This window comes from Streptomyces sp. NPDC089799, assembly GCF_040684755.1.
Taxonomy (GTDB): Bacteria; Actinomycetota; Actinomycetes; order Streptomycetales; family Streptomycetaceae; genus Streptomyces.
Map to the genome: position 1 here is coordinate 1 of NZ_JBFBGR010000017.1, position 18,417 is coordinate 18,417.

Annotated in this window: 16 protein-coding genes, 5 tRNA genes and 2 pseudogenes; 16 read left to right on the plus strand and 7 right to left on the minus strand. The window is 70.6% G+C overall.

From position 1 onward, the window contains the following. The 4 genes and pseudogenes from AB0O36_RS19765 to AB0O36_RS19780 form a co-directional block, all read right to left on the minus strand. Nucleotides 1-140, minus strand: a pseudogene (locus tag AB0O36_RS19765) (ATP-binding protein); the annotation flags it as partial. Then, complete coding sequence (locus AB0O36_RS19770) at nt 121-516, minus strand: DUF742 domain-containing protein (RefSeq protein WP_219668829.1); 396 nt, start codon at nt 514-516, stop codon at nt 121-123. The pseudogene AB0O36_RS19765 and the gene AB0O36_RS19770, both read right to left, overlap by 20 nt. Before the next feature lie 157 nt (nt 517-673). Continuing rightward, nucleotides 674-1,087: a roadblock/LC7 domain-containing protein gene (locus AB0O36_RS19775; RefSeq protein WP_365112203.1), complete on the minus strand. Its 414-nt coding sequence runs from the start codon at nt 1,085-1,087 to the stop codon at nt 674-676. 9 nt (nt 1,088-1,096) lie between these two features. After that, the gene (locus tag AB0O36_RS19780) at nt 1,097-4,921 is read right to left on the minus strand and encodes a nitrate- and nitrite sensing domain-containing protein (RefSeq protein WP_365111838.1); all 3,825 of its coding nucleotides are present in this window, start codon (nt 4,919-4,921) and stop codon (nt 1,097-1,099) included. Nucleotides 4,922-5,459: 538 nt separating this feature from the next. Here AB0O36_RS19780 and AB0O36_RS19785 point away from each other — a divergent pair. The 9 genes from AB0O36_RS19785 to AB0O36_RS19825 all read left to right on the plus strand — a co-directional run bounded on the left by AB0O36_RS19785 (nt 5,460) and on the right by AB0O36_RS19825 (nt 9,404). Continuing rightward, a complete protein-coding gene (locus AB0O36_RS19785) occupies nt 5,460-5,645 on the plus strand; it encodes a hypothetical protein (protein WP_365111841.1) in 186 nt (61 codons plus the stop codon). A gap of 85 nt (nt 5,646-5,730) precedes the next feature. Next, nucleotides 5,731-6,507 carry a fumarylacetoacetate hydrolase family protein gene (locus AB0O36_RS19790; RefSeq protein WP_365111844.1) on the plus strand — a complete coding sequence of 259 codons (777 nt, stop codon included), beginning with the start codon at nt 5,731-5,733 and terminating at the stop codon, nt 6,505-6,507. Continuing rightward, the gene (gene gltX / locus AB0O36_RS19795; protein ID WP_365111847.1) at nt 6,500-7,975 is read left to right on the plus strand and encodes a glutamate--tRNA ligase; all 1,476 of its coding nucleotides are present in this window, start codon (nt 6,500-6,502) and stop codon (nt 7,973-7,975) included. The genes AB0O36_RS19790 and gltX overlap by 8 nt, the downstream gene beginning before the upstream one ends. A 94-nt stretch (nt 7,976-8,069) precedes the next feature. Continuing rightward, on the plus strand, nt 8,070-8,798 hold the full coding sequence (locus tag AB0O36_RS19800; protein WP_365111850.1) for an HAD family hydrolase: 729 nt from the start codon (nt 8,070-8,072) through the stop codon (nt 8,796-8,798). A 93-nt stretch (nt 8,799-8,891) separates the two neighbouring features. After that, nucleotides 8,892-8,963: transfer RNA gene (locus tag AB0O36_RS19805), tRNA-Gln, on the plus strand. Between the two features lie 21 nt (nt 8,964-8,984). Beyond that, nucleotides 8,985-9,057 (plus strand) — tRNA-Glu (locus tag AB0O36_RS19810). A 61-nt stretch (nt 9,058-9,118) separates the two neighbouring features. Next, a tRNA-Glu gene (locus AB0O36_RS19815) sits at nt 9,119-9,194 on the plus strand. Between the two features lie 18 nt (nt 9,195-9,212). After that, nucleotides 9,213-9,284: transfer RNA gene (locus AB0O36_RS19820), tRNA-Gln, on the plus strand. 47 nt (nt 9,285-9,331) lie between these two features. Next, nucleotides 9,332-9,404: transfer RNA gene (locus tag AB0O36_RS19825), tRNA-Glu, on the plus strand. Nucleotides 9,405-9,587: 183 nt separating this feature from the next. On the opposite strand, the gene ndgR is transcribed toward AB0O36_RS19825, so the two are convergent. Beyond that, the gene (ndgR, locus tag AB0O36_RS19830) at nt 9,588-10,304 is read right to left on the minus strand and encodes an IclR family transcriptional regulator NdgR (RefSeq protein ID WP_114054338.1); all 717 of its coding nucleotides are present in this window, start codon (nt 10,302-10,304) and stop codon (nt 9,588-9,590) included. Between the two features lie 141 nt (nt 10,305-10,445). Here ndgR and leuC point away from each other — a divergent pair, with 141 nt between their 5' ends. From leuC to AB0O36_RS19850, 4 genes are all read left to right on the plus strand, one after another. After that, nucleotides 10,446-11,879, plus strand: a complete 1,434-nt coding sequence (gene leuC / locus AB0O36_RS19835; RefSeq protein WP_365111853.1) for a 3-isopropylmalate dehydratase large subunit — start codon at nt 10,446-10,448, stop codon at nt 11,877-11,879. Nucleotides 11,880-11,885: 6 nt separating this feature from the next. Continuing rightward, entirely contained in the window at nt 11,886-12,479 is a 594-nt protein-coding gene (leuD, locus tag AB0O36_RS19840; protein WP_365111856.1) for a 3-isopropylmalate dehydratase small subunit, read from the plus strand. A gap of 136 nt (nt 12,480-12,615) precedes the next feature. Further along, complete coding sequence (locus tag AB0O36_RS19845; RefSeq protein WP_365111859.1) at nt 12,616-12,843, plus strand: hypothetical protein; 228 nt, start codon at nt 12,616-12,618, stop codon at nt 12,841-12,843. A gap of 155 nt (nt 12,844-12,998) precedes the next feature. Beyond that, complete coding sequence (locus AB0O36_RS19850; RefSeq protein WP_365111862.1) at nt 12,999-13,670, plus strand: HU family DNA-binding protein; 672 nt, start codon at nt 12,999-13,001, stop codon at nt 13,668-13,670. A gap of 324 nt (nt 13,671-13,994) precedes the next feature. Here the strand turns inward: AB0O36_RS19850 and cofC are convergent. Beyond that, nucleotides 13,995-14,609: pseudogene (cofC, locus tag AB0O36_RS19855) on the minus strand (2-phospho-L-lactate guanylyltransferase); the annotation flags it as partial. Between the two features lie 184 nt (nt 14,610-14,793). Here cofC and AB0O36_RS19860 point away from each other — a divergent pair. From AB0O36_RS19860 to AB0O36_RS19870, 3 genes are read left to right on the plus strand one after another with little or no spacing between them, the layout of a single operon-like run. Then, a complete protein-coding gene (locus AB0O36_RS19860; RefSeq protein ID WP_365111864.1) occupies nt 14,794-15,546 on the plus strand; it encodes a lysophospholipid acyltransferase family protein in 753 nt (250 codons plus the stop codon). Further along, nucleotides 15,543-16,595: an NAD(P)H-dependent glycerol-3-phosphate dehydrogenase gene (locus AB0O36_RS19865; RefSeq protein WP_365111867.1), complete on the plus strand. Its 1,053-nt coding sequence runs from the start codon at nt 15,543-15,545 to the stop codon at nt 16,593-16,595. The genes AB0O36_RS19860 and AB0O36_RS19865 overlap by 4 nt, the downstream gene beginning before the upstream one ends. A gap of 39 nt (nt 16,596-16,634) precedes the next feature. Beyond that, a complete protein-coding gene (locus AB0O36_RS19870; RefSeq protein ID WP_365111870.1) occupies nt 16,635-17,792 on the plus strand; it encodes a D-alanine--D-alanine ligase family protein in 1,158 nt (385 codons plus the stop codon). Between the two features lie 112 nt (nt 17,793-17,904). On the opposite strand, the gene AB0O36_RS19875 is transcribed toward AB0O36_RS19870, so the two are convergent. Further along, a complete protein-coding gene (locus AB0O36_RS19875) occupies nt 17,905-18,396 on the minus strand; it encodes a DUF3515 domain-containing protein (protein ID WP_365111873.1) in 492 nt (163 codons plus the stop codon). Between the last annotated feature and the right edge of the window lie 21 nt (nt 18,397-18,417).

The window sequence follows — 18,417 nt, forward strand, 5'->3', positions numbered from 1 at the left end:
CGCAGGGGGTTGATCTCGGAGACCGCGCCGACGAACGTGGTCTTGCCCACGCCGAAGCCGCCCGCCACCACGATCTTCGCGGAGGTGGTGGAGCGGACCGCCCCACCGTGCGTACCTCCGTTAGAGCTTGCGAAGTCCACTGAGCACCCTCTCCAGCAGCGTCACGTCCGGCGTGCCGCCGGCCTCTCCATTGCCCGGCTGGTGGATGGCCACCATGCCTGCCTCGGCCAGGTCGGCGACCAGGATCCGGGCCACACCCAGCGGCATCGACAGCAGTGCCGACACCTCGGCGACCGACTTGACCTCGCGGCACAGCGTGCAGATGCGCTGGTGCTCGGGCAGCAGGCCGGACAGGTGCATCGGATCGGCCGTGGTGCTGACCAGGGCCTCGATGGCGAGCTGGTAGCGCGGCCTGGTCCGGCCGCCGGTCATCGCATAGGGGCGTACCAGCGGCTGGTCGCCTTCCGCGTACGACGAGTCGCCGTACGAATCGGAATAGGCGGGGGGCGGGGTCATGAATCCTCCGGGCTGCGACAGCAGTTGGTCAGCGTGCCGTCTGACGGTGGCCGGTGGGGGGACGGGATGACGGCCGGACGGTGGTACTGGGTCCCGGGGCCAGGGAAGGGACCCCGGTCTCCCGGCCGGCAGTACCGTCCGGCCGGGAGATGGGTGTTCAGCTGAGCAGGCTTCCCTGGAGCTCCGCGCGCAGGTCCGGGGTGAGGACGTTGCCGGCGCGGTCCACCAGGAGGGCCATCTCGTAGCCCACGAGGCCGATGTCGCACTCCGGGTGCGCGAGTACGGCCAGCGAGGAACCGTCGGAGATGGACATCAGGAACAGGAATCCCCGGTCCATCTCGACCACGGTCTGGTTGACGGAGCCGCCCTCGAAGATGCGAGAGGCTCCGGCGGTCAGGGAGGTCAGTCCGGAGGCCACGGCCGCGAGCTGGTCGGCCCGGTCGCGCGGGAATCCTTCGGACATGGCCAGCAGGAGACCGTCGGCGGAGACCACCACGGTGTGGGACACCCCGGGGGTGTTGTCCACGAAGTTGGTGATCAACCAGTTCAGGTTCTGTGCCGCCTGGCTCATCGAACTCAACTATCGCTCCTGCTGGTAAGTGGGGTCGATCTGGTAACTGCCGGTCTCCGGGCCGCCGGTGCCGGCCTGGCGGCCCTGCTGGATACCGCGTCGGAGGTTGGTCAGGCGGCCGCGCACGTCATCGGGCGCACGCGAGACCTGCGGGCCGGCCTGGGTGTCGTTGGCCTGCTGGGCGGTGCCCGCGACCAGGTTCGCACGCGGCACCCGGCGGGGCAGACCCGAGGTGGTCACTCCGCCGGCCGCGGGCTGACGCACCCGTTCGGCCTGTCGCATCAGCTCGTCGTTCGGGGACGACTTCCAGCTCACCTGCGGGGTGGGGCCCGTGGTGGCGGCCGGGGTCGGCTCCGGGGCGAGCTCCTGACCGCGCTGCGGGAGCGGCTGCTCCCTCAGCGGGGCCTGAGCGGTCTGCTGCGAACCCTGGGGCTGCTGGGGAACGCCCTGTCCCCGGTCGGGAGCCTGCGGCATGCCGCCGGCGCCGTCCTGCGGGTACCAGTTCGACTCCAGCGTGTCGAAGATCGGGCTGCGGGGCTCCGCCGCCGGGGGACCGCCGGCCGGCGGCAGGGCCTCCGGCTGCGGGGCCTGCGGGAGCCGCGGCGCCTCGGTGCGCGGTGCCGGCGGGGCCGCCTGGTGCTGCGGCATGCCCTGCCGGCCCTGGTCGCCGTACCCGCCGACCCCGGGGCCGCCGGGCCGCGCGAACTGGCCGGTGGCGGACGGGTCGACCGGACCGCGTACGTCGGGGCGCTCGAACTGGCCGGTGGACCCGTCCTGGGGCATGCCCCAGCCGCCGTTGTCCTGGGGGAGCGGAGCGTTGAAGTCCGGGCGGGGGAACTCCGCCGTGGAGCCGGGACCGGACAGCTCGTCGTGGCCGCGCGGTACGTCCGGGCCGCCGCGGTGGCCCTGGTCGGCCCCCCAGCTGGCCTGGTTGCCGGGCAGTTCGGCGCGCGGGGCACCGCCGCGGGCGGGCAGCTGCGGGCGCGGACCGCGCGACGGGGCCTGCGGGGCGGCCGGCGCCTGGGGGGCACCGGGACCCTGCGGACCACCGAGGCCCTGCGGACCACCGAAGCCCTGGGGAGCACCGGGACCCTGCGGGGCACCCGGGCCGCCGGCCGGCGGCTGCGGCCGCTCGAAGGCGTTGCCCTGCGGGAAGCCGGCCTGACCGGGGCCCTGCGGGGCCGCGGCCGGACGGCCCTGCGGACCGCCCGCGGCGCCACGGCCGGGCAGCGGGGAGTTCCCGCCGCCGAAGGCGTTCTGACCCTGTGCGGGACCCTGGCCGAGACCACCCTGGGGGTGCTGGCCCAGACCGCCCTGGGGGTTCTGGCCGAGACCACCCTGGGGGTTCTGGCCGAGACCGCCCTGCGGGTTCTGGCCGGCCGCACCGCGGCCCGCCGCCGAGGCGTGTCCGAAGGCACCCGCGAGACCGCCACCGCCCTGCGGCTGGCCGCCCTCGCGGCCGGGCAGCGCGGCACGCTGCGGACTACCGGACATCTGGCCGCGCTGCGGGGCGCCGCCCACCTGCTGGCGTCCGGGAGCGCCGGCCACCGGGGCACCGCCCTGCTGGCCGGCCGGGCCGCCCTGGCCGCCGGGCGCACCCGGAGTGCCCGGGCCGCCGGGCTTGCGCCCGCCCTGGGCGACGTCCACGGGGAGCATGACGAGGGCCGTCGTACCGCCGGAGTCGGAGGGACGCAGCTGGATGCGGATGCCGTGTCGCAGGGACAGGCGGCCGACCACGAACAGACCCATGCGGCGGGAGACCGAGACGTCCACGGTCGGCGGTGCGGCGAGCCGCTCGTTGATCGCGGCCAGGTCCTCGGGGGACAGGCCGATGCCGGTGTCGTGGATCTCGACCAGCACGCGGCCGTCGGGCAGTGCGTGACCGGTGACCTTGACCTTGGTCTGCGGGGAGGAGAACGAGGTCGCGTTCTCCAGCAGCTCGGCGAGGAGGTGCACGAGGTCGTTGACGACGCGGCCGGCGACCTCGGTGCCGGGCACCGAGGCGAGTTCGATGCGCTCGTACTGCTCCACCTCGGACGCGGCGGCGCGGAGGACGTCGACCAGGGGGACCGGGCGGGTCCACCGGCGGCCCGGCTCCTCGCCCGCGAGGACGAGGAGGTTTTCGCCGTTACGGCGCATGCGGGTCGCGAGGTGGTCGAGCTTGAAGAGGGAGGACAGCTGGTCCGGGTCGGCCTCGCGGGACTCCAGCTCGGAGATCAGCGAGAGCTGGCGCTGGATGAGACCCTGCGAACGGCGCGAGAGGTTGGTGAACATCGCGTTGACGTTGCCCCGGAGGAGGGCCTGCTCGGCGGCGAGGCGGACCGCCTCGCGGTGCACGTCGTCGAAGGCCGCGGCCACCTGGCCGATCTCGTCGCGGGAGTGCACACCGACCGACTCGACGTGGGTGTCCACGTCCTGCGGGTCGGACTCGGAGAGCTGCTTGACGAGCTCGGGCAGGCGTTCCTGGGCGACCTTGGTCGCGGTGTCCTGCAGCCGCCGCAGCGAGCGGATCATGGAGCGGGACACGACGAAGGCGCCGGCGAGCGAGACGCCGAGGACGAGGAGGATCAGCGCACCGTTGATGATGGCGTCGCGCTGCGACTCGTTCTTGAGTTCGCGGGCCTTCTGCTCCATGTCCCCGAGGAGCTGGAGCTCGATCCGCTTCATCGCCACGATCTTGTTGTCGTAGGCGTCGTACCAGTCCAGCCAGGTGCGGGGGGTCTCCTTGCCGAACTGGCCCGGGTTCTTCAGCACGCGGCCGGCGTAGCTGTCCGCGGAGGAGATCTCGGAGTTGCCGGAGCCCAGCGGGGCCAGCAGTTCCTCGGACTTGCCCTGGTAGACCAGTTCGAAGGTGACCTTGGCCTGGTCGTAGTTCCGGTACGCCGAGTAGGCGTAGAGCCGGTCGTTCTCCTCGAAGGTCTTCGGCTGGGTGGGGGTCGCGGGGAGGGCCGCCGCGATCATCGCGCGCTGGATGGACGCGTATTCCTTGGCGGAGGAGAACGCGGCCAGCGCACGGGTGCGCTTGATCATCTCAGGGCTGGAGGTCGCCTGCGCCATGTCCTGGGAGAGCGAGAGCAGCGAGACGATCAGGGCGTTGTACTGCGAGACGGTCTGCTGCGATCCGTGCACGTAGGCGTTCTGGCGGATCTCGTCGAGCGAGGCGATCTGCCGGCTGATCTGCGTGACGTTGCTGCGGATCGACTTGAGCGTCTCGTCCTTGTCCTCCTGGTCGTCGATGCTCTGCGTGGCATCGGCGAAGGACAGGGCGGCCGCGTTGGTGGAGTTCCTGACGGACTCGACCGTGGAGTCGGCCTTGCCGTTGCTCATCGGACCGGCCGACCGGTCGCGCTCCTCCTGGAGCGCGGAGGCCAGGTTGGTGGCCTGCCGGGTCAGCGTGGTCAGCAGCTGCATGTGCTCCAGCTGCTGGATCTCGTTGAGCGAGTCGTTGATTCGTACGGCACCCAGCGTGGTGGCCGCGACGACGGGCAGGGTCAGCAGCGACAGCAGTCGCGTACTGATGCGCCAGTTCTGGAGGGCGAGACGGGAACCGGGCCCACTGGGGGCCTTCGGTATCGCCTGGCCCAGCTCGACGGGCTCGGTCGTGGCGCCGGCCTGGGCGGCCTTGCGGCCCTTGCCCTTGGCGCTGTTCTTGGCGGCCTTGGCCTTGCCCTTGCCCTTGCCGGGCGGCTGAGCGGCTCCGGCCTGGCCGGCGGCGGCACCTTCGGCGCCCGGCCCGCGGTTCTGCGCGTGCTGGGGCGAGGAGCCACGGTCGGTCCCGCCGCGGGGCTCCTGCTCCGCCGCAGCGCTGCCATCCCTCTTGAAACGTCCCTGCACTAGCGTCGCAACCTCTGGACCAGGCGTCCCGCCGGGCGAGCGGAGGGACGGTGTCGAGTCGTGGGGCCCGTCGGGCCCCGTGGTGGTCGTCGTGACCGCGCGTCTTTCGTTGATTTTTCTTGATTCCCGCGCCGGTCCCGCGAATTCCAGCACAGTGGCGGATCTCCAACAAGGTGCGAGACCCCCACCGGAGAGTCGCTCACGAAACGTGACGCGGGCGCTACGGCGAGTGGAGGGCGTTTGGGAAGGAATCGGACTTCCGCGATCGAAACGCCGGGGGGCTCCGGGTGTCCCAGTCGAGATGATCAGCAGCGGAATGGAACATTCAGTGGCGCAATGTCCGTTTCCGTGGCCCCATGTGACCCGTCGGTATGTCCGTAATGCCGGGTGACTCGTGAGCAAACTCACATAGCCATGGCCATTACTTCCCCGTTCTCGCGGGGATTCAGATGTTTAGCCTTTCCCTTTACAGGGATGGCACATCCGACAATCGGCGCCCGCGCGGCGCCCCGCTCACCGACAGGGCCTGAAGACTCCGATGAAGACGACCATGATCTTCCGCAACATAGCCAACCCCCGCCGCACCACCCTGGCGCACCTGAAGGACGCCGAGGACCTGCAGGCGCTGGAGGTTCCGGAGCACTCGGTCGAGCTGCCGACCCAGACGGCCAACCCCCGCCGCACCGTCCTGATGGACGCGCCCGTCGCCGCCGCGCAGCCGTAAACGGCGCCGGTCAGGCCCCTCGGCCGCGTTAGCCTGGACCCGCAGACTCCAGCCAGCGGAAAAACAAGAGGGGCAGGCGCGACCCTTGCGCATCGCCAGATTCTCGATCGACGGAAATGTCGCCTTCGGCGCCGTTGAGGGCACCGCTCCCGACGAACTCGTCATCGACATCATCAAGGGCATCCCGTTCGCGGACTTCGAGCTCTCCGGCACGAAGGTCCCGCTGAGCAAGGTCCGGTTGCTGCCGCCGGTGCTCCCCAACAAGGTCGTGGCCATCGGCCGCAACTACGCGGAGCACGCGGCGGAGCTCGGCAACGAGGTACCCGACGCCCCGATCACCTTCTTCAAGCCCTCCACCTCGGTGGTGGGCCCGGGCGATCCCATCGCCTACCCCTCCTTCTCGCAGGAGCTCCACCACGAGGCGGAGCTGGCCGTGGTCATCGGCCGCATGTGCCGAGAGGTGCCGCGGGAGCGCGTCAAGGACGTGATCCTCGGCTACACCTGCGCCAACGACGTCACCGCGCGCGACGTCCAGCAGCGCGAGAAGCAGTGGGCCAGGGCCAAGGGCTTCGACAGCTCCTGCCCGCTCGGCCCCTGGATCGAGACCGAGCTCGACCCGTCCGACCTCGCCGTGCAGTGCACGGTCAACGGCGAACAGCGGCAGCTCGGCCGCACCAGCGAGATGGTCCGCTCCATCGAGGACCTCATCGTGCACATCACCGAGGCGATGACGCTGCTCCCCGGCGACGTCGTCCTCACGGGGACCCCGGCCGGAGTCGGACCCCTCAACGTCGGCGACGAGGTCGCCGTCACCATCGAAGGCATCGGCACTCTCACCAACAAGGTGATCAAGCGTGGCTAACGGCTCCGTCCGCGTACGTTTCTGTCCCTCTCCGACCGGCAACCCCCATGTGGGCCTGGTCCGCACCGCCCTGTTCAACTGGGCGTTCGCCCGCCACCACGGCGGCACCTTCGTCTTCCGCATCGAGGACACCGACGCGGCGCGCGACAGCGAGGAGTCGTACGACCAGCTCCTCGACTCCCTGCGCTGGCTCGGCTTCACCTGGGACGAGGGCCCCGAGGCCGGCGGCCCGCACGCCCCGTACCGCCAGTCCCAGCGGATGGACATCTACGCGGACGTCGCGAAGAAGCTCATCGACGGCGGCTACGCCTACCACTGCTACTGCACCGCCGAGGAGCTCGACGAGCGCCGCGAGCTCGCCCGCCGCGAGGGCCGCCCGTCCGGCTACGACGGCATGTGCCGCGTGGTCACCGAGGAGCAGAAGGCGGCCTACGAGGCCGAGGGCCGCACCTCGATCGTGCGCTTCCGGATGCCCGACGAGCCCATCACCTTCACCGACCTGGTCCGCGGCGAGCTCACCTTCACCCCGGAGAACGTGCCGGACTACGGCATCCTCCGGGCCAACGGCGCCCCGCTCTACACCCTGGTCAACCCGGTCGACGACGCGCTCATGGAGATCACCCACGTCCTGCGCGGCGAGGACCTGCTCTCCTCCACCCCCCGCCAGATCGCGCTCTACAAGGCGCTGATCGAGCTGGGCGTCGCCAAGGAGATCCCCTCCTTCGGCCACCTGCCGTACGTGATGGGCGAGGGCAACAAGAAGCTCTCCAAGCGCGACCCGCAGGCCTCGCTCAACATCTACCGCGAGCGCGGCTTCCTGCCCGAGGGCCTCCTCAACTACCTCTCCCTCCTCGGCTGGTCGTTCTCCGCCGACCAGGACCTCTTCACCATCGAGGAGATGGTGGCGAAGTTCGACATCGCGGACGTCAACGCCAACCCGGCCCGCTTCGACCTGAAGAAGTGCGAGGCCATCAACGCCGAGCACATCCGCCGGCTGGACCCGAAGGCCTTCGCGGACGCCTGCACCCCGTGGCTGCGCGCCCCGCACGCCCCCTGGGCGCCGGAGGACTTCGACCAGGCCGCCTGGGAGGCGATCGCCCCGCACGCGCAGACCCGCGTCACGGTCCTCTCGGACATCACGGCCAACGTGGACTTCCTGTTCCTCCCCGAGCCGGTCTCCGACGAGGCCTCCTGGGACAAGGCGATGAAGGGCGAGCCGGCGGCGCTGCTCACCACCGCCCGCGCCAACCTGGAGTCCGCCGACTGGTCGGACCCGGAGTCGCTCAAGCAGGCCGTGCTCACCGCCGGCGAGGCCCACGGACTCAAGCTCGGCAAGGCCCAGGCCCCGGTCCGGGTGGCCGTCACCGGCCGCACCGTCGGCCTGCCGCTCTTCGAGTCCCTGGAGATCCTGGGCAAGGACAAGACCCTGGCCCGCATCGACGCGGCCCTGGCGAAGCTCGCCGGCTGAGTCGTTCGTCACGTCCCGTGGGGGCGGTCGTCCGGAAGTGCGTTTTTCGCACTGCCCCGGACGGCCGCCCCCGCGGCGTTGTAGCGTCGGTCACATGCAGATCCGCGCCGTGCTCTGGGACATCGACGACACCCTCTTCGACTACACGGGCGCGGACACCGCCGGTCTGGCGCGGTGGCTCGCCGAACAGGGCCTCGACGGCCTCCACGGGACACCGGAACGGGCGCTGCGGACCTGGCGGGAGGCCACGGAGCGGCACTGGGAGCGCTTCTCCGGCGGGCAGGTGTCCTTCCGGGGGCAGCGCAGGGACCGCGTGCGGGACTTCCTGCAGCGGCCCGGACTGACCGACGAGGAAGCCGAGGTCTGGTTCGGCCGCTACCTGGAGCACTACGAGGCCGCCTGGGCGCTCTTCCCGGACGTGCTGCCGGTGCTGGACGCCCTCACGGACACCCACCGGCACGGGCTGCTGTCCAACTCCAGCGCCCCCGTCCAGGAACGCAAGATGCGCAGCCTGGGCCTGTGGGAGCGGTTCGAGGTGCTGGTGTGCGCCGCCGAACTGGGCGTGAGCAAGCCGGAGGCGGAGGCGTTCCTGGCCGGCTGCGCCGCGCTGGGGCTGGAACCCGCCGAAGTGGCGTACGTGGGGGACAACCGCGAGATCGACGCCCTCGGCGCCCGGGACGCCGGACTGGTCGCCGTATGGCTGGACCGGCGGGGCGACGGAGGCCCGGCACCCGAGGGCACGCACCGGATCGAAGGGCTCGCGGAGCTGCCCGGAGTGCTGGCCGGGCATACCCGTTTTGGAGCACGGTCAGGCATCCGGTAATGTTCTTTCTGCGCCGCCGGGAGCGGGCCGAAAGGCCGGAAACCACGGAGGCGCCACTCAGAACGAAACCCCCCACGGTGGGTTGAGTTTTGGTGGGGTATGGTGTAATTGGCAACACGGCTGATTCTGGTTCAGTTGTTCTAGGTTCGAGTCCTGGTACCCCAGCGCAGTGCGCATGCAGTGCTTGCCCCCGTTGTGTAGCGGCCTAGCACGCCGCCCTCTCAAGGCGGTAGCGCCGGTTCGAATCCGGTCGGGGGTACAGATCCTTCCCGCGAGGTCTCCTGGGTAGCTCCCGGACGTCTCGATGCAGGATCGCTAGGGCCCCCGTTGTGTAGCGGCCTAGCACGCCGCCCTCTCAAGGCGGTAGCGCCGGTTCGAATCCGGTCGGGGGTACCAACTGGTATAAGCCACCAGTGGCCTATGGTGTAATTGGCAGCACGACTGATTCTGGTTCAGTTAGTCTTGGTTCGAGTCCAGGTAGGCCAGCGCAAAGTGACACCATGCGACTACCGTCGCGTATAACTCAAGATCTTGCCCCCGTTGTGTAGCGGCCTAGCACGCCGCCCTCTCAAGGCGGTAGCGCCGGTTCGAATCCGGTCGGGGGTACGTGAGGAAAGGCCCTCCGCGATCATCGCGGAGGGCCTTTCGCATGCCCGGCGCCATGAGCCCGAGGGGGCGGCCCCGGCGCCGTGGACCCAAAAGAAAGCGGGCCCGGAGGCGCGTGGCAGGACGTGTGCGGCGTCGTACGCGCCCCCGGACCCGGGGGGTGTGCAAATAGGGTTGAGCAGGTCAGCCGGCCCGGCGCAGCGCCTCGGTGAGACGTGCGGCCGCGTCGATGACCGCCTGGGCGTGCATCCGGCCGGGGTGCCGGGTCAGCCGCTCGATCGGCCCGGAGACCGATACGGCGGCCACCACGCGGTTCGACGGCCCGCGCACCGGCGCCGAGACGGAAGCCACGCCCGGCTCCCGCTCGCCGATCGACTGGGCCCAGCCGCGGCGACGTACGCCGGAGAGGGCCGTCGCCGTGAAGCGCGCGCCCTGAAGACCCCGGTGCAGCCGCTCGGGCTCCTCCCAGGCCATCAGGATCTGCGCGGCCGAGCCGGCCTTCATCGGGAGCGTGGAGCCGACCGGCACCGTGTCCCGCAGACCGGACAGCCGCTCGGCGGCCGCCACGCAGATGCGCATGTCTCCCTGACGGCGGTAGAGCTGTGCGCTCTCCCCGGTCACGTCGCGGAGGTGGGTGAGTACCGGTCCCGCCGTGGCCAGCAGGCGGTCCTCGCCGGCCGCGGCGGCGAGCTCCGCCAGCCGCGGGCCGAGGATGAACCTGCCCTGCATGTCCCTCGCCACCATCCGGTGGTGTTCCAGTGCCACGGCAAGGCGATGTGCCGTGGGTCGTGCGAGCCCTGTCGCCGCGACCAGCCCGGCGAGGGTGGCCGGACCGGACTCCAGTGCGCTCAAAACCAGAGCTGCCTTGTCGAGAACGCCGACGCCGCTAGAGTTGTCCATGCAACGATATTCACGTCTCACACTGTGAAACGCAAGTTCAAATTTTCCAAGAACCCGCCAGTCTGTATGTACGGGCCCACGAACCACTGGGTTCTGGATCTCTAGGAGTGCCGGGACAACCAGCCGGCCGGAGGGAAAGCGATGGGTAGGACACTCGCGGAGAAGGTCTGGGACGACCACGTCGTCCGGCGCGCCGAGGGCGAGCCCGATCTCCTCTTCATCGATCTGCACCTGCTGCACGAGGTGACCAGCCCGCAGGCCTTCGAGGGGCTGCGCCAGGCCGGCCGCAAGGTCCGGCGCCTCGACCTCACCATCGCGACCGAGGACCACAACACCCCCACGATCGACATCGACAAGCCGATCGCGGACCCGGTCTCCCGGGCCCAGCTGGAGACCCTGCGCAGCAACTGCGCCGAGTTCGGTGTCCGCCTGCACTCGCTGGGCGACGTCGAGCAGGGCGTCGTCCACGTGGTGGGACCGCAGCTGGGACTGACCCAGCCCGGCACCACCGTGGTCTGCGGTGACTCCCACACCTCCACGCACGGCGCCTTCGGCGCGCTGGCCTTCGGCATCGGCACCAGCCAGGTCGAGCACGTGCTGGCCACCCAGACGCTGCCGATGGCCCGCCCCAAGACCATGGCGATCACGGTCACCGGCGAGCTGGCCGAGGGCGTCACCGCCAAGGACCTGATCCTGGCGATCATCGCCAGGATCGGCACCGGCGGCGGCCAGGGCTACGTCCTGGAGTACCGCGGCGAGGCCGTCGAGAAGCTCTCGATGGAAGCCCGGATGACCATCTGCAACATGTCGATCGAGGCCGGCGCCCGGGCGGGCATGATCGCCCCGGACCAGACCACCTTCGACTACCTGCAGGGCCGCGACCACGCCCCGGTCGGCGAGGACTGGGACGCCGCCGTCGCGTACTGGAAGACCCTGCGCACGGACGAGGACGCGGTCTTCGACGCCGAGGTCGTCATCGACGGCGCCGCGCTGACCCCGTTCGTCACCTGGGGCACCAACCCCGGCCAGGGCGCCCCGCTGTCGGCCAACGTCCCCGACCCGGCTTCGTACGAGGACCCTTCGGAGCGCCTCGCGGCCGAAAAGGCCCTGGAGTACATGGGGTTGGAGGCCGGCCAGCCGCTGCGCGACATCAAGGTCGACACCGTCTTCGTAGGTTCCTGCACCAACGGCCGGATCGAGGACCTGCGCGCCGTCGCCGGCATCATCAAGGGCCGCAAAGTCGCCGACGGCGTACGGATGCTGGTCGTCCCCGGCTCCGCCCGGGTCGGTCTGCAGGCCATCGACGAGGGCCTGGACCAGGTCTTCAAGGAGGCCGGCGCCGAATGGCGGCACGCGGGCTGTTCGATGTGCCTGGGCATGAACCCCGACCAGTTGGCTCCCGGTGAGCGCTCGGCGTCCACCTCCAACCGCAACTTCGAGGGCCGGCAGGGCAAGGGCGGACGCACCCACCTGGTCTCCCCGCAGGTGGCCGCGGCCACCGCGGTGCTGGGCCACCTGGCCTCGCCCGCCGACCTGACCGCATCCCCGGCCGTTCCCGCCCCCTCCGGAGTCTGATCACCCATGGAAGCCTTCACCACGCACACCGGCCGGGCCGTCCCGCTGCGCCGCAGCAACGTCGACACCGACCAGATCATCCCGGCCCACTGGCTCAAGAAGATCACCCGCGACGGTTTCGAGGACGGGCTCTTCGAGGCCTGGCGCAAGGACCCCGAGTTCGTCACCAACCGCCCGGAGCGCCAGGGCGCGACCGTGCTCGTGGCGGGCCCCGACTTCGGCACCGGCTCCTCCCGGGAACACGCCGTGTGGGCGCTGCAGAACTACGGTTTCAAGACCGTGATCTCCTCCCGGTTCGCCGACATCTTCCGCGGCAACTCCCTGAAGAACGGTCTGCTGACCGTCGTCCTGCCGCAGGAGACCGTCGACCGGCTCTGGGAGCTGACCGAGGCCGACCCGGCCGCCGAGATCACCGTCGACCTGGTCGCCCGCCAGGTCCGCGCGGCCGGAATCGAGGCCGAGTTCGAGCTGGACGACAACGCCCGCTGGCGTCTGCTGGAGGGTCTGGACGACATCTCCCTCACCCTTCAGAACGAAGAGGACATCGCCCGGTACGAAAGCGCGCGGCCGTCCTTCAAGCCCCGTACGATTCAGGCCTGATTCCGTCTGATCAGGGCTTATTCACCCTGAGGTGATCGAGTTACGCACACTGTGCCCCCCGCCTTCCGGCGGGGGGCACAGTCGTATGTTGAGGGCCCGTGAGGCGACAACTCGCCCCAGATGGCACAATCTGTGCATGGAACGCGACAGTCAACTCGAGCTCTACGAACTCGTCGCGGACCGGTTGAAAGAAGCACACACGAAGGTGCGCTCACTGCAAGTCCCGGAGGGCGTAAGGATGGCGCTGACCCGGAAGCTGTTGGTCGTCACGGCCGCGGCGAAGCACGATCTCGCCGATGCGGCAAGGCGCCTGGACAGGTTGATGAAGGACCTCGACGAGGGTCGATTCCCTGAAGGCGACTGATGCGAAGGAACTCCGCGACGGCGTACTCAACGCGTACAACCGTTGCGGCACTAGGGTGATTAGCCCGTTTCGTGTTTGATTTGCGGTATATATCCGCCTAACGTGCGAAATAGCTTGAACACATTCGTTCCGGCGATGTCTCCGAAGGGGAAGACGTGAACAAGGCGCAGCTCGTAGAAGCGATTGCCGACAAGCTCGGCGGCCGTCAGCAGGCCGCGGACGCTGTCGACGCGGTACTCGACGCGATGGTCCGCGCGGTGGTCGCGGGCGACCGCGTCTCGGTCACGGGCTTCGGCTCGTTCGAGAAGGTGGACCGTCCGGCCCGCTACGCCCGCAATCCGCAGACGGGTGAACGCGTCCGGGTCAAGAAGACCTCGGTGCCCCGCTTCCGCGCGGGCCAGGGCTTCAAGGACCTGGTCAGCGGCACCAAGAAGCTCCCCAAGGGCGACGAGGTGGCCGTGAAGAAGGCCCCGAAGGGCAGCCTGACCGGGGGTGCCTCCGCCACGGTCAAGAAGGCCGCGGCCAAGAAGACCACCGCGGCCAAGAAGGCCGCCGTGAAGAAGACGACGGCCGCCGCGAAGAAGACCACCACGGCGGCGAAGAAGACCACGACGGCGGCGGCGAAGAAGACCACCGTCAAGAAGGCCGCGGTCAAGAAGACCACGGCCGCCGCGAAGAAGGCGGCCCCGGCGAAGACCGCCGCGAAGAAGACCACCGCGAAGAAGACCGCGCCGGCCAAGAAGGCCGTGGCGAAGAAGGCGCCCGCCAAGAAGACGACGGCGCGCAAGACCACCACCGCGAAGAAGACCACCGCCCGCAAGAAGTAGAGCGGCAGCAGTCACACACGTCGGGCGGGTCTCCCTTCGGGGGAGACCCGCCCGCGGTGTCTTGCCTGCCGTGCGGTGTCCTGCGGCCGCTTCGGGCGGTGTACCTCAGAGCGTCTGCAGCGTGATGAGGGTGATGCGCAGGGCGCTGCCCTCACCCTCGGTCTCGATCCGCACCCGCTGCCCCGGCCGCAGCAGCCGCAGGCCGCCGGCGTCGAAGGCCGGCGCCTCGAAGGGCACCGGGGTGCCGTCGTCCAGCAGCACACTGCCGCTGCGGGTCTGCTCGTCGTACGTGAACGCGGTTGCCTGCATACCCGCACTGTATCGGGCCGTGTACGGACCGAGACCCAGGGCCGCCGCGGCCCGGAGATCCGACCCCGTGTCCACGTCCCGGCGCACGCTGTCGACCCCGCGGACGGCGATTTCCACCGCCCCCGACGCCGAATGCCGCAGCCGTGACGCCCCTCCGAACGCGGGCGCCAATTCCACACCCGGAGCCGCCGAAAGCAAGGTCGTTCCGATTCCTGCCGCATCCGCCAGAAATGCCCGGGCGAAATCCCCCGCCCTTTCGAGCACGCGTAGCAATTCCGACGGCCGCAGTGCGGGCAGGTCCGCGTTCATCGCGGCCACCGCCGCCTCCGCCCGGGCCGCCCGCACCGCCCGCGCCCCGTGGGCCAGCGCCGCGTTGAGCCCCGCCCCCGGAGCGTCCGGCACGATCCACGCCCCCAGGTGCGCCAGTTCCGCCCCGGCCAGCGGATCGTCCGTGACCACCACCACATCCCGTACGGCCCCGCAGGCCAAGGCCGCCGCCACGGTGTCCTGTGCGAACGCCAGCGCGAGTCCGGCACGGTCCGGACCGGCCGCCTCAGCCAGGCGGCTCTTGGCCACGGAGAGGGGCTTCAGCGGCACCACCAGGCTCCACACCGCAGTCACCCGCCCCATCGCCCCCACCCGCCATCCCCTCGCGCACCGGACCGTCATTGTCCCCCCGGCTCCGACGGCCCGTGGGCCCGGTGCGACGAGCGAGGCGTACGGTGTCCTCGACAGAGACCGGACCCGGGGCCACACTTGTCCGGCCCACCAGGTGTCCCCACCACCCAAACCGGTCCAAGAGGAAGGTGCACGAGTGTCCCGCCGCAGAATCGGCTTCTGGTACCGCCTGGCCGCGGTCATCGCCAAACCGCCGCTGGTAGTGCTGTTCAAGCGGGACTGGCGGGGAATGGAGCACATTCCGGCCGACGGAGGCTTTATCACCGCCGTCAATCACAACTCGTATCTGGACCCGCTGTCCTACGCGCACTACCAGTACAACACCGGCCGGGTTCCCCGCTTTCTCGCGAAGGCCGGACTCTTCAGGACGCCTTTCGTCGGCATGATGCTGCGCGGCACCGGCCAGATCCCCGTCTACCGCGAGACGACCAACGCCATGGACGCCTTCCGGGCCGCCGTGGACGCCATCGAGCGCGGCGAATGCGTGGCCATCTACCCCGAGGGCACCATCACCCGCGATCCCGACGTGTGGCCCATGGCCGGCAAGACCGGCGCCGCCCGGATCGCCCTGCTCACCAAGGCCCCTGTCATCCCGGTGGCCCAGTGGGGCGCCAACCTGGCGATGCCGCCGTACGCCAAGGAGAACAAGCTCAGCCTGTTCCCGCGGAAGACCCTCAAGGTGCTGGCCGGCCCGCCCGTGGACCTGTCCGCCTTCCACGACCGCGAGCCCACGCCCGAGGTGCTCAAAGAGGTCACCGAAGTCATCATGGCGGCCGTCACCCGGCTGCTGGAGGAACTGCGCGGCGAGCAGGCCCCCGAGCAGCCCTACGACCACCGCAGGGCCAGGGCGGAACAGCGGCGCAAGGCCGCGGGGGAGGGCACGAAGTGAACCGTACGACGGACCGGCCGCTGAAGGTCGGCGTCTTCGCCGCGGGCTCGTGGGGCACCGCCTTCGGCATGGTGATGGCCGACGCGGGCTGCGAGGTCACCCTCTGGCACCGCCGTCCGGAGCTCGTCGAGGCCATCAACACCACCCGCACCAACCCGGACTACCTGCCCGGCATCGAACTCCCCGGGAACCTGAGGGCCACCGGGGACGCCGCCGAGGCCGCCCGGGACGCCGACTTCACGGTGCTCTCCATCCCCTCGCAGACCCTCCGCGGCAACCTCGCGGAATGGGCGCCGCTGCTGGCCCCCGACACCGTGCTCGTCTCCCTGATGAAGGGCATCGAACTCGGCACCGCCAAGCGGATGAGCGAGGTCATCGAAGAGGTGATGGTGAGCAAGTCCCCGCACGGGGCCGCGCCCGAGGAGGTCAGGCGGCGGGTGGCCGTGGTCACCGGCCCCAACCTGGCCCGCGAGATCGCCCAGCGGCAGCCCGCGGCCTCCGTGGTCGCCTGCCCGGACGAGTCCGTGGCCCGACGCCTCCAGGCCGCCTGCCACACCCCGTACTTCCGCCCGTACACCAACACCGACGTGGTCGGCTGCGAGCTCGGCGGCGCCGTGAAGAACGTCATCGGCCTGGCCGTCGGCATCGCCGACGGCATGGGCCTCGGCGACAACACCAAGGGCTCCCTGATCACCCGCGGACTCGCCGAAACGACCCGGCTGGGCCTGGCGATGGGGGCCGAGCCGCTGACCTTCTCCGGCCTGGCCGGACTCGGTGACCTGGTCGCGACCTGCTCCTCGCCGCTGTCCCGGAACCACACCTTCGGCACCAACCTGGGCCGCGGCATGAGCCTGGAGGAGACCATCGCGGTCACCAAACAGACCGCCGAAGGCGTCAAGTCCTGCCAGTCGGTGGCCGATCTGGCCCGCCGGCACGGGGTCGACATGCCCATCACCGACACGGTCGTGGACATCGTCCACCACGGCAAGCCGCCGCTGGTCGCACTGAAGGACCTGATGGGACGCAGCGCCAAACCGGAACGGAGCTGACACCTTTCCGGACGTCTGAGCGGGTACTCTCGTGGCGATATGAGCAGCGAGAACCTCCCCCAGACCCCTGAGCAGCAGGGCCGCAAGCCCCGTGTGGCCGTCGTCTTCGGCGGCCGCAGCTCGGAACACGCCATCTCGGTCGTCACGGCGGGCGCCGTGCTCAGGTCCATCGACCGGTCCAAGTACGAGGTGCTGCCGATCGGCATCACCGTCGACGGCCGCTGGGCGCTGACCGCCGACGTGCCGGCCCGGATGGCCATCACCGACGGCAAGCTCCCCAGCGTGGGCGAGCTCGCCGAGTCCGAGGACGGCGCCGTCCTCCTCCCCGTGGACCCGGCCAGCCGAGAGGTCCTCTACACCGAACCCGGCGCCGTGCCCAAGGCCCTGGGCGAGGTCGACGTGGTCTTCCCGGTCCTGCACGGCCCGTACGGCGAGGACGGCACCCTCCAGGGCCTCCTGGAGCTCTCCGGCACCCCGTACGTCGGCTCGGGCGTGCTCGCCTCGGCCGTCGGCCAGGACAAGGAGTACATGAAGCGGGTGTTCACCTCGTTCGGGCTGGCCGTCGGCCCGCACCTGACCATCCGCCCCCGCGAGTGGGCGCAGGACGAGACCGCCGCCCGCGAACGCATCCTGGACTTCGCCGCCGAGCACGGCTGGCCGCTGTTCATCAAGCCCGCCCGGGCCGGCTCCTCCATCGGCATCACCAAGGTCGACGACGTCTCCGGCCTGGCCGCGGCCGTCAAGGAGGCCCAGCGCCACGACCCGAAGATCATCGTGGAGGCGCTGCTGCGCGGCCGCGAGATCGAGGTCGGCGTCCTCGAATTCGAGGACGGGCCGCGGGCCAGCGTCCCGGCCGAGATCCCGCCGGTCTCCAGCCACGACTTCTACGACTTCGAGGCGAAGTACATCGACTCGGCGTCCGGGATCGTGCCCGCGCCGCTCACCCCGGAGCAGACCGCCGAGGTCCAGCGGCTCGCCGTGGAGGCGTACGAGGCGGCCTCCTGCGAGGGCCTGGTGCGTGCCGACTTCTTCCTCACCGAGGACGGCACCTTCGTCATCAACGAGATCAACACCATGCCCGGCTTCACGCCGATCTCCATGTACCCGCGGATGTGGCAGGAGTCCGGGATCGAGTACCCGGAGCTGGTCGACCTGCTGCTGCAGGCCGCCCTGCGCCGGTCCACGGGCCTGCGCTAGCAGCGGCCGGCCGTACGCGGCCCGGTCGTACGCGTCACCGAACCGCCCGCCGGGTCGCTCCCGGCGGGCGGTTCGGCGCGCGGGGCACCGGGTCGGTACGACGCGATCCGGGTCAGTACGAGGCGATCCCCTCGGGCACCGTCTCGGCGACGGCGGCCGAAAGGCCGACGAGCATCCCGGCGTCCTTGGCGTGCGCCTCGTCCACCACGACCTCGGTGTACGCCTTGCGGAGCCCGGTGGTGAACCGGAACCCGCCGCCGTCCAGCTTCTCCATCAGCCAGCCGACGCCGTTCACCGTGATGCCGTCCTGTTCCGGATCCAGCATCTTCCCGGGCCGGGGGATCCCGCACCGCAGTACGATCGCCGAGCCGCCCCACGAGGCGGTCAGCTCGGACCCGGGATCCGTCCCGGTCCGCTCCAGACCGGCCACCGTGTCCGGGAGCTCCCTGTGCAGCGCGGCACAGAGCCCCGAGACCTCGGCGGGCGGCGAGGGCGGGGGCGCCACCCGGGCGACGGAGTCGCCCGGCGCGCAGCCCGCGAGGGCGAGGGCGCCGATCAGGGCGGGCAGGGCCAGCAGACCGACCGGCCGGCGGTGGAGGGACATCACCGGCCAAGAGTAGACGGG

Bases quoted from the DNA above. Each gene is read 5' to 3' on its own strand.
- AB0O36_RS19770 (WP_219668829.1), bottom strand. From the start codon at position 516: ATGACCCCGCCCCCCGCCTATTCCGATTCGTACGGCGACTCGTCGTAC.
- AB0O36_RS19775 (WP_365112203.1), bottom strand. From the start codon at position 1,087: ATGAGCCAGGCGGCACAGAACCTGAACTGGTTGATCACCAACTTCGTG.
- AB0O36_RS19785 (WP_365111841.1), top strand. From the start codon at position 5,460: ATGAAGACGACCATGATCTTCCGCAACATAGCCAACCCCCGCCGCACC.
- AB0O36_RS19800 (WP_365111850.1), top strand. From the start codon at position 8,070: ATGCAGATCCGCGCCGTGCTCTGGGACATCGACGACACCCTCTTCGAC.
- ndgR (WP_114054338.1), bottom strand. From the start codon at position 10,304: ATGGACAACTCTAGCGGCGTCGGCGTTCTCGACAAGGCAGCTCTGGTT.
- leuC (WP_365111853.1), top strand. From the start codon at position 10,446: ATGGGTAGGACACTCGCGGAGAAGGTCTGGGACGACCACGTCGTCCGG.
- leuD (WP_365111856.1), top strand. From the start codon at position 11,886: ATGGAAGCCTTCACCACGCACACCGGCCGGGCCGTCCCGCTGCGCCGC.
- AB0O36_RS19845 (WP_365111859.1), top strand. From the start codon at position 12,616: ATGGAACGCGACAGTCAACTCGAGCTCTACGAACTCGTCGCGGACCGG.
- AB0O36_RS19870 (WP_365111870.1), top strand. From the start codon at position 16,635: ATGAGCAGCGAGAACCTCCCCCAGACCCCTGAGCAGCAGGGCCGCAAG.
- AB0O36_RS19875 (WP_365111873.1), bottom strand. From the start codon at position 18,396: ATGTCCCTCCACCGCCGGCCGGTCGGTCTGCTGGCCCTGCCCGCCCTG.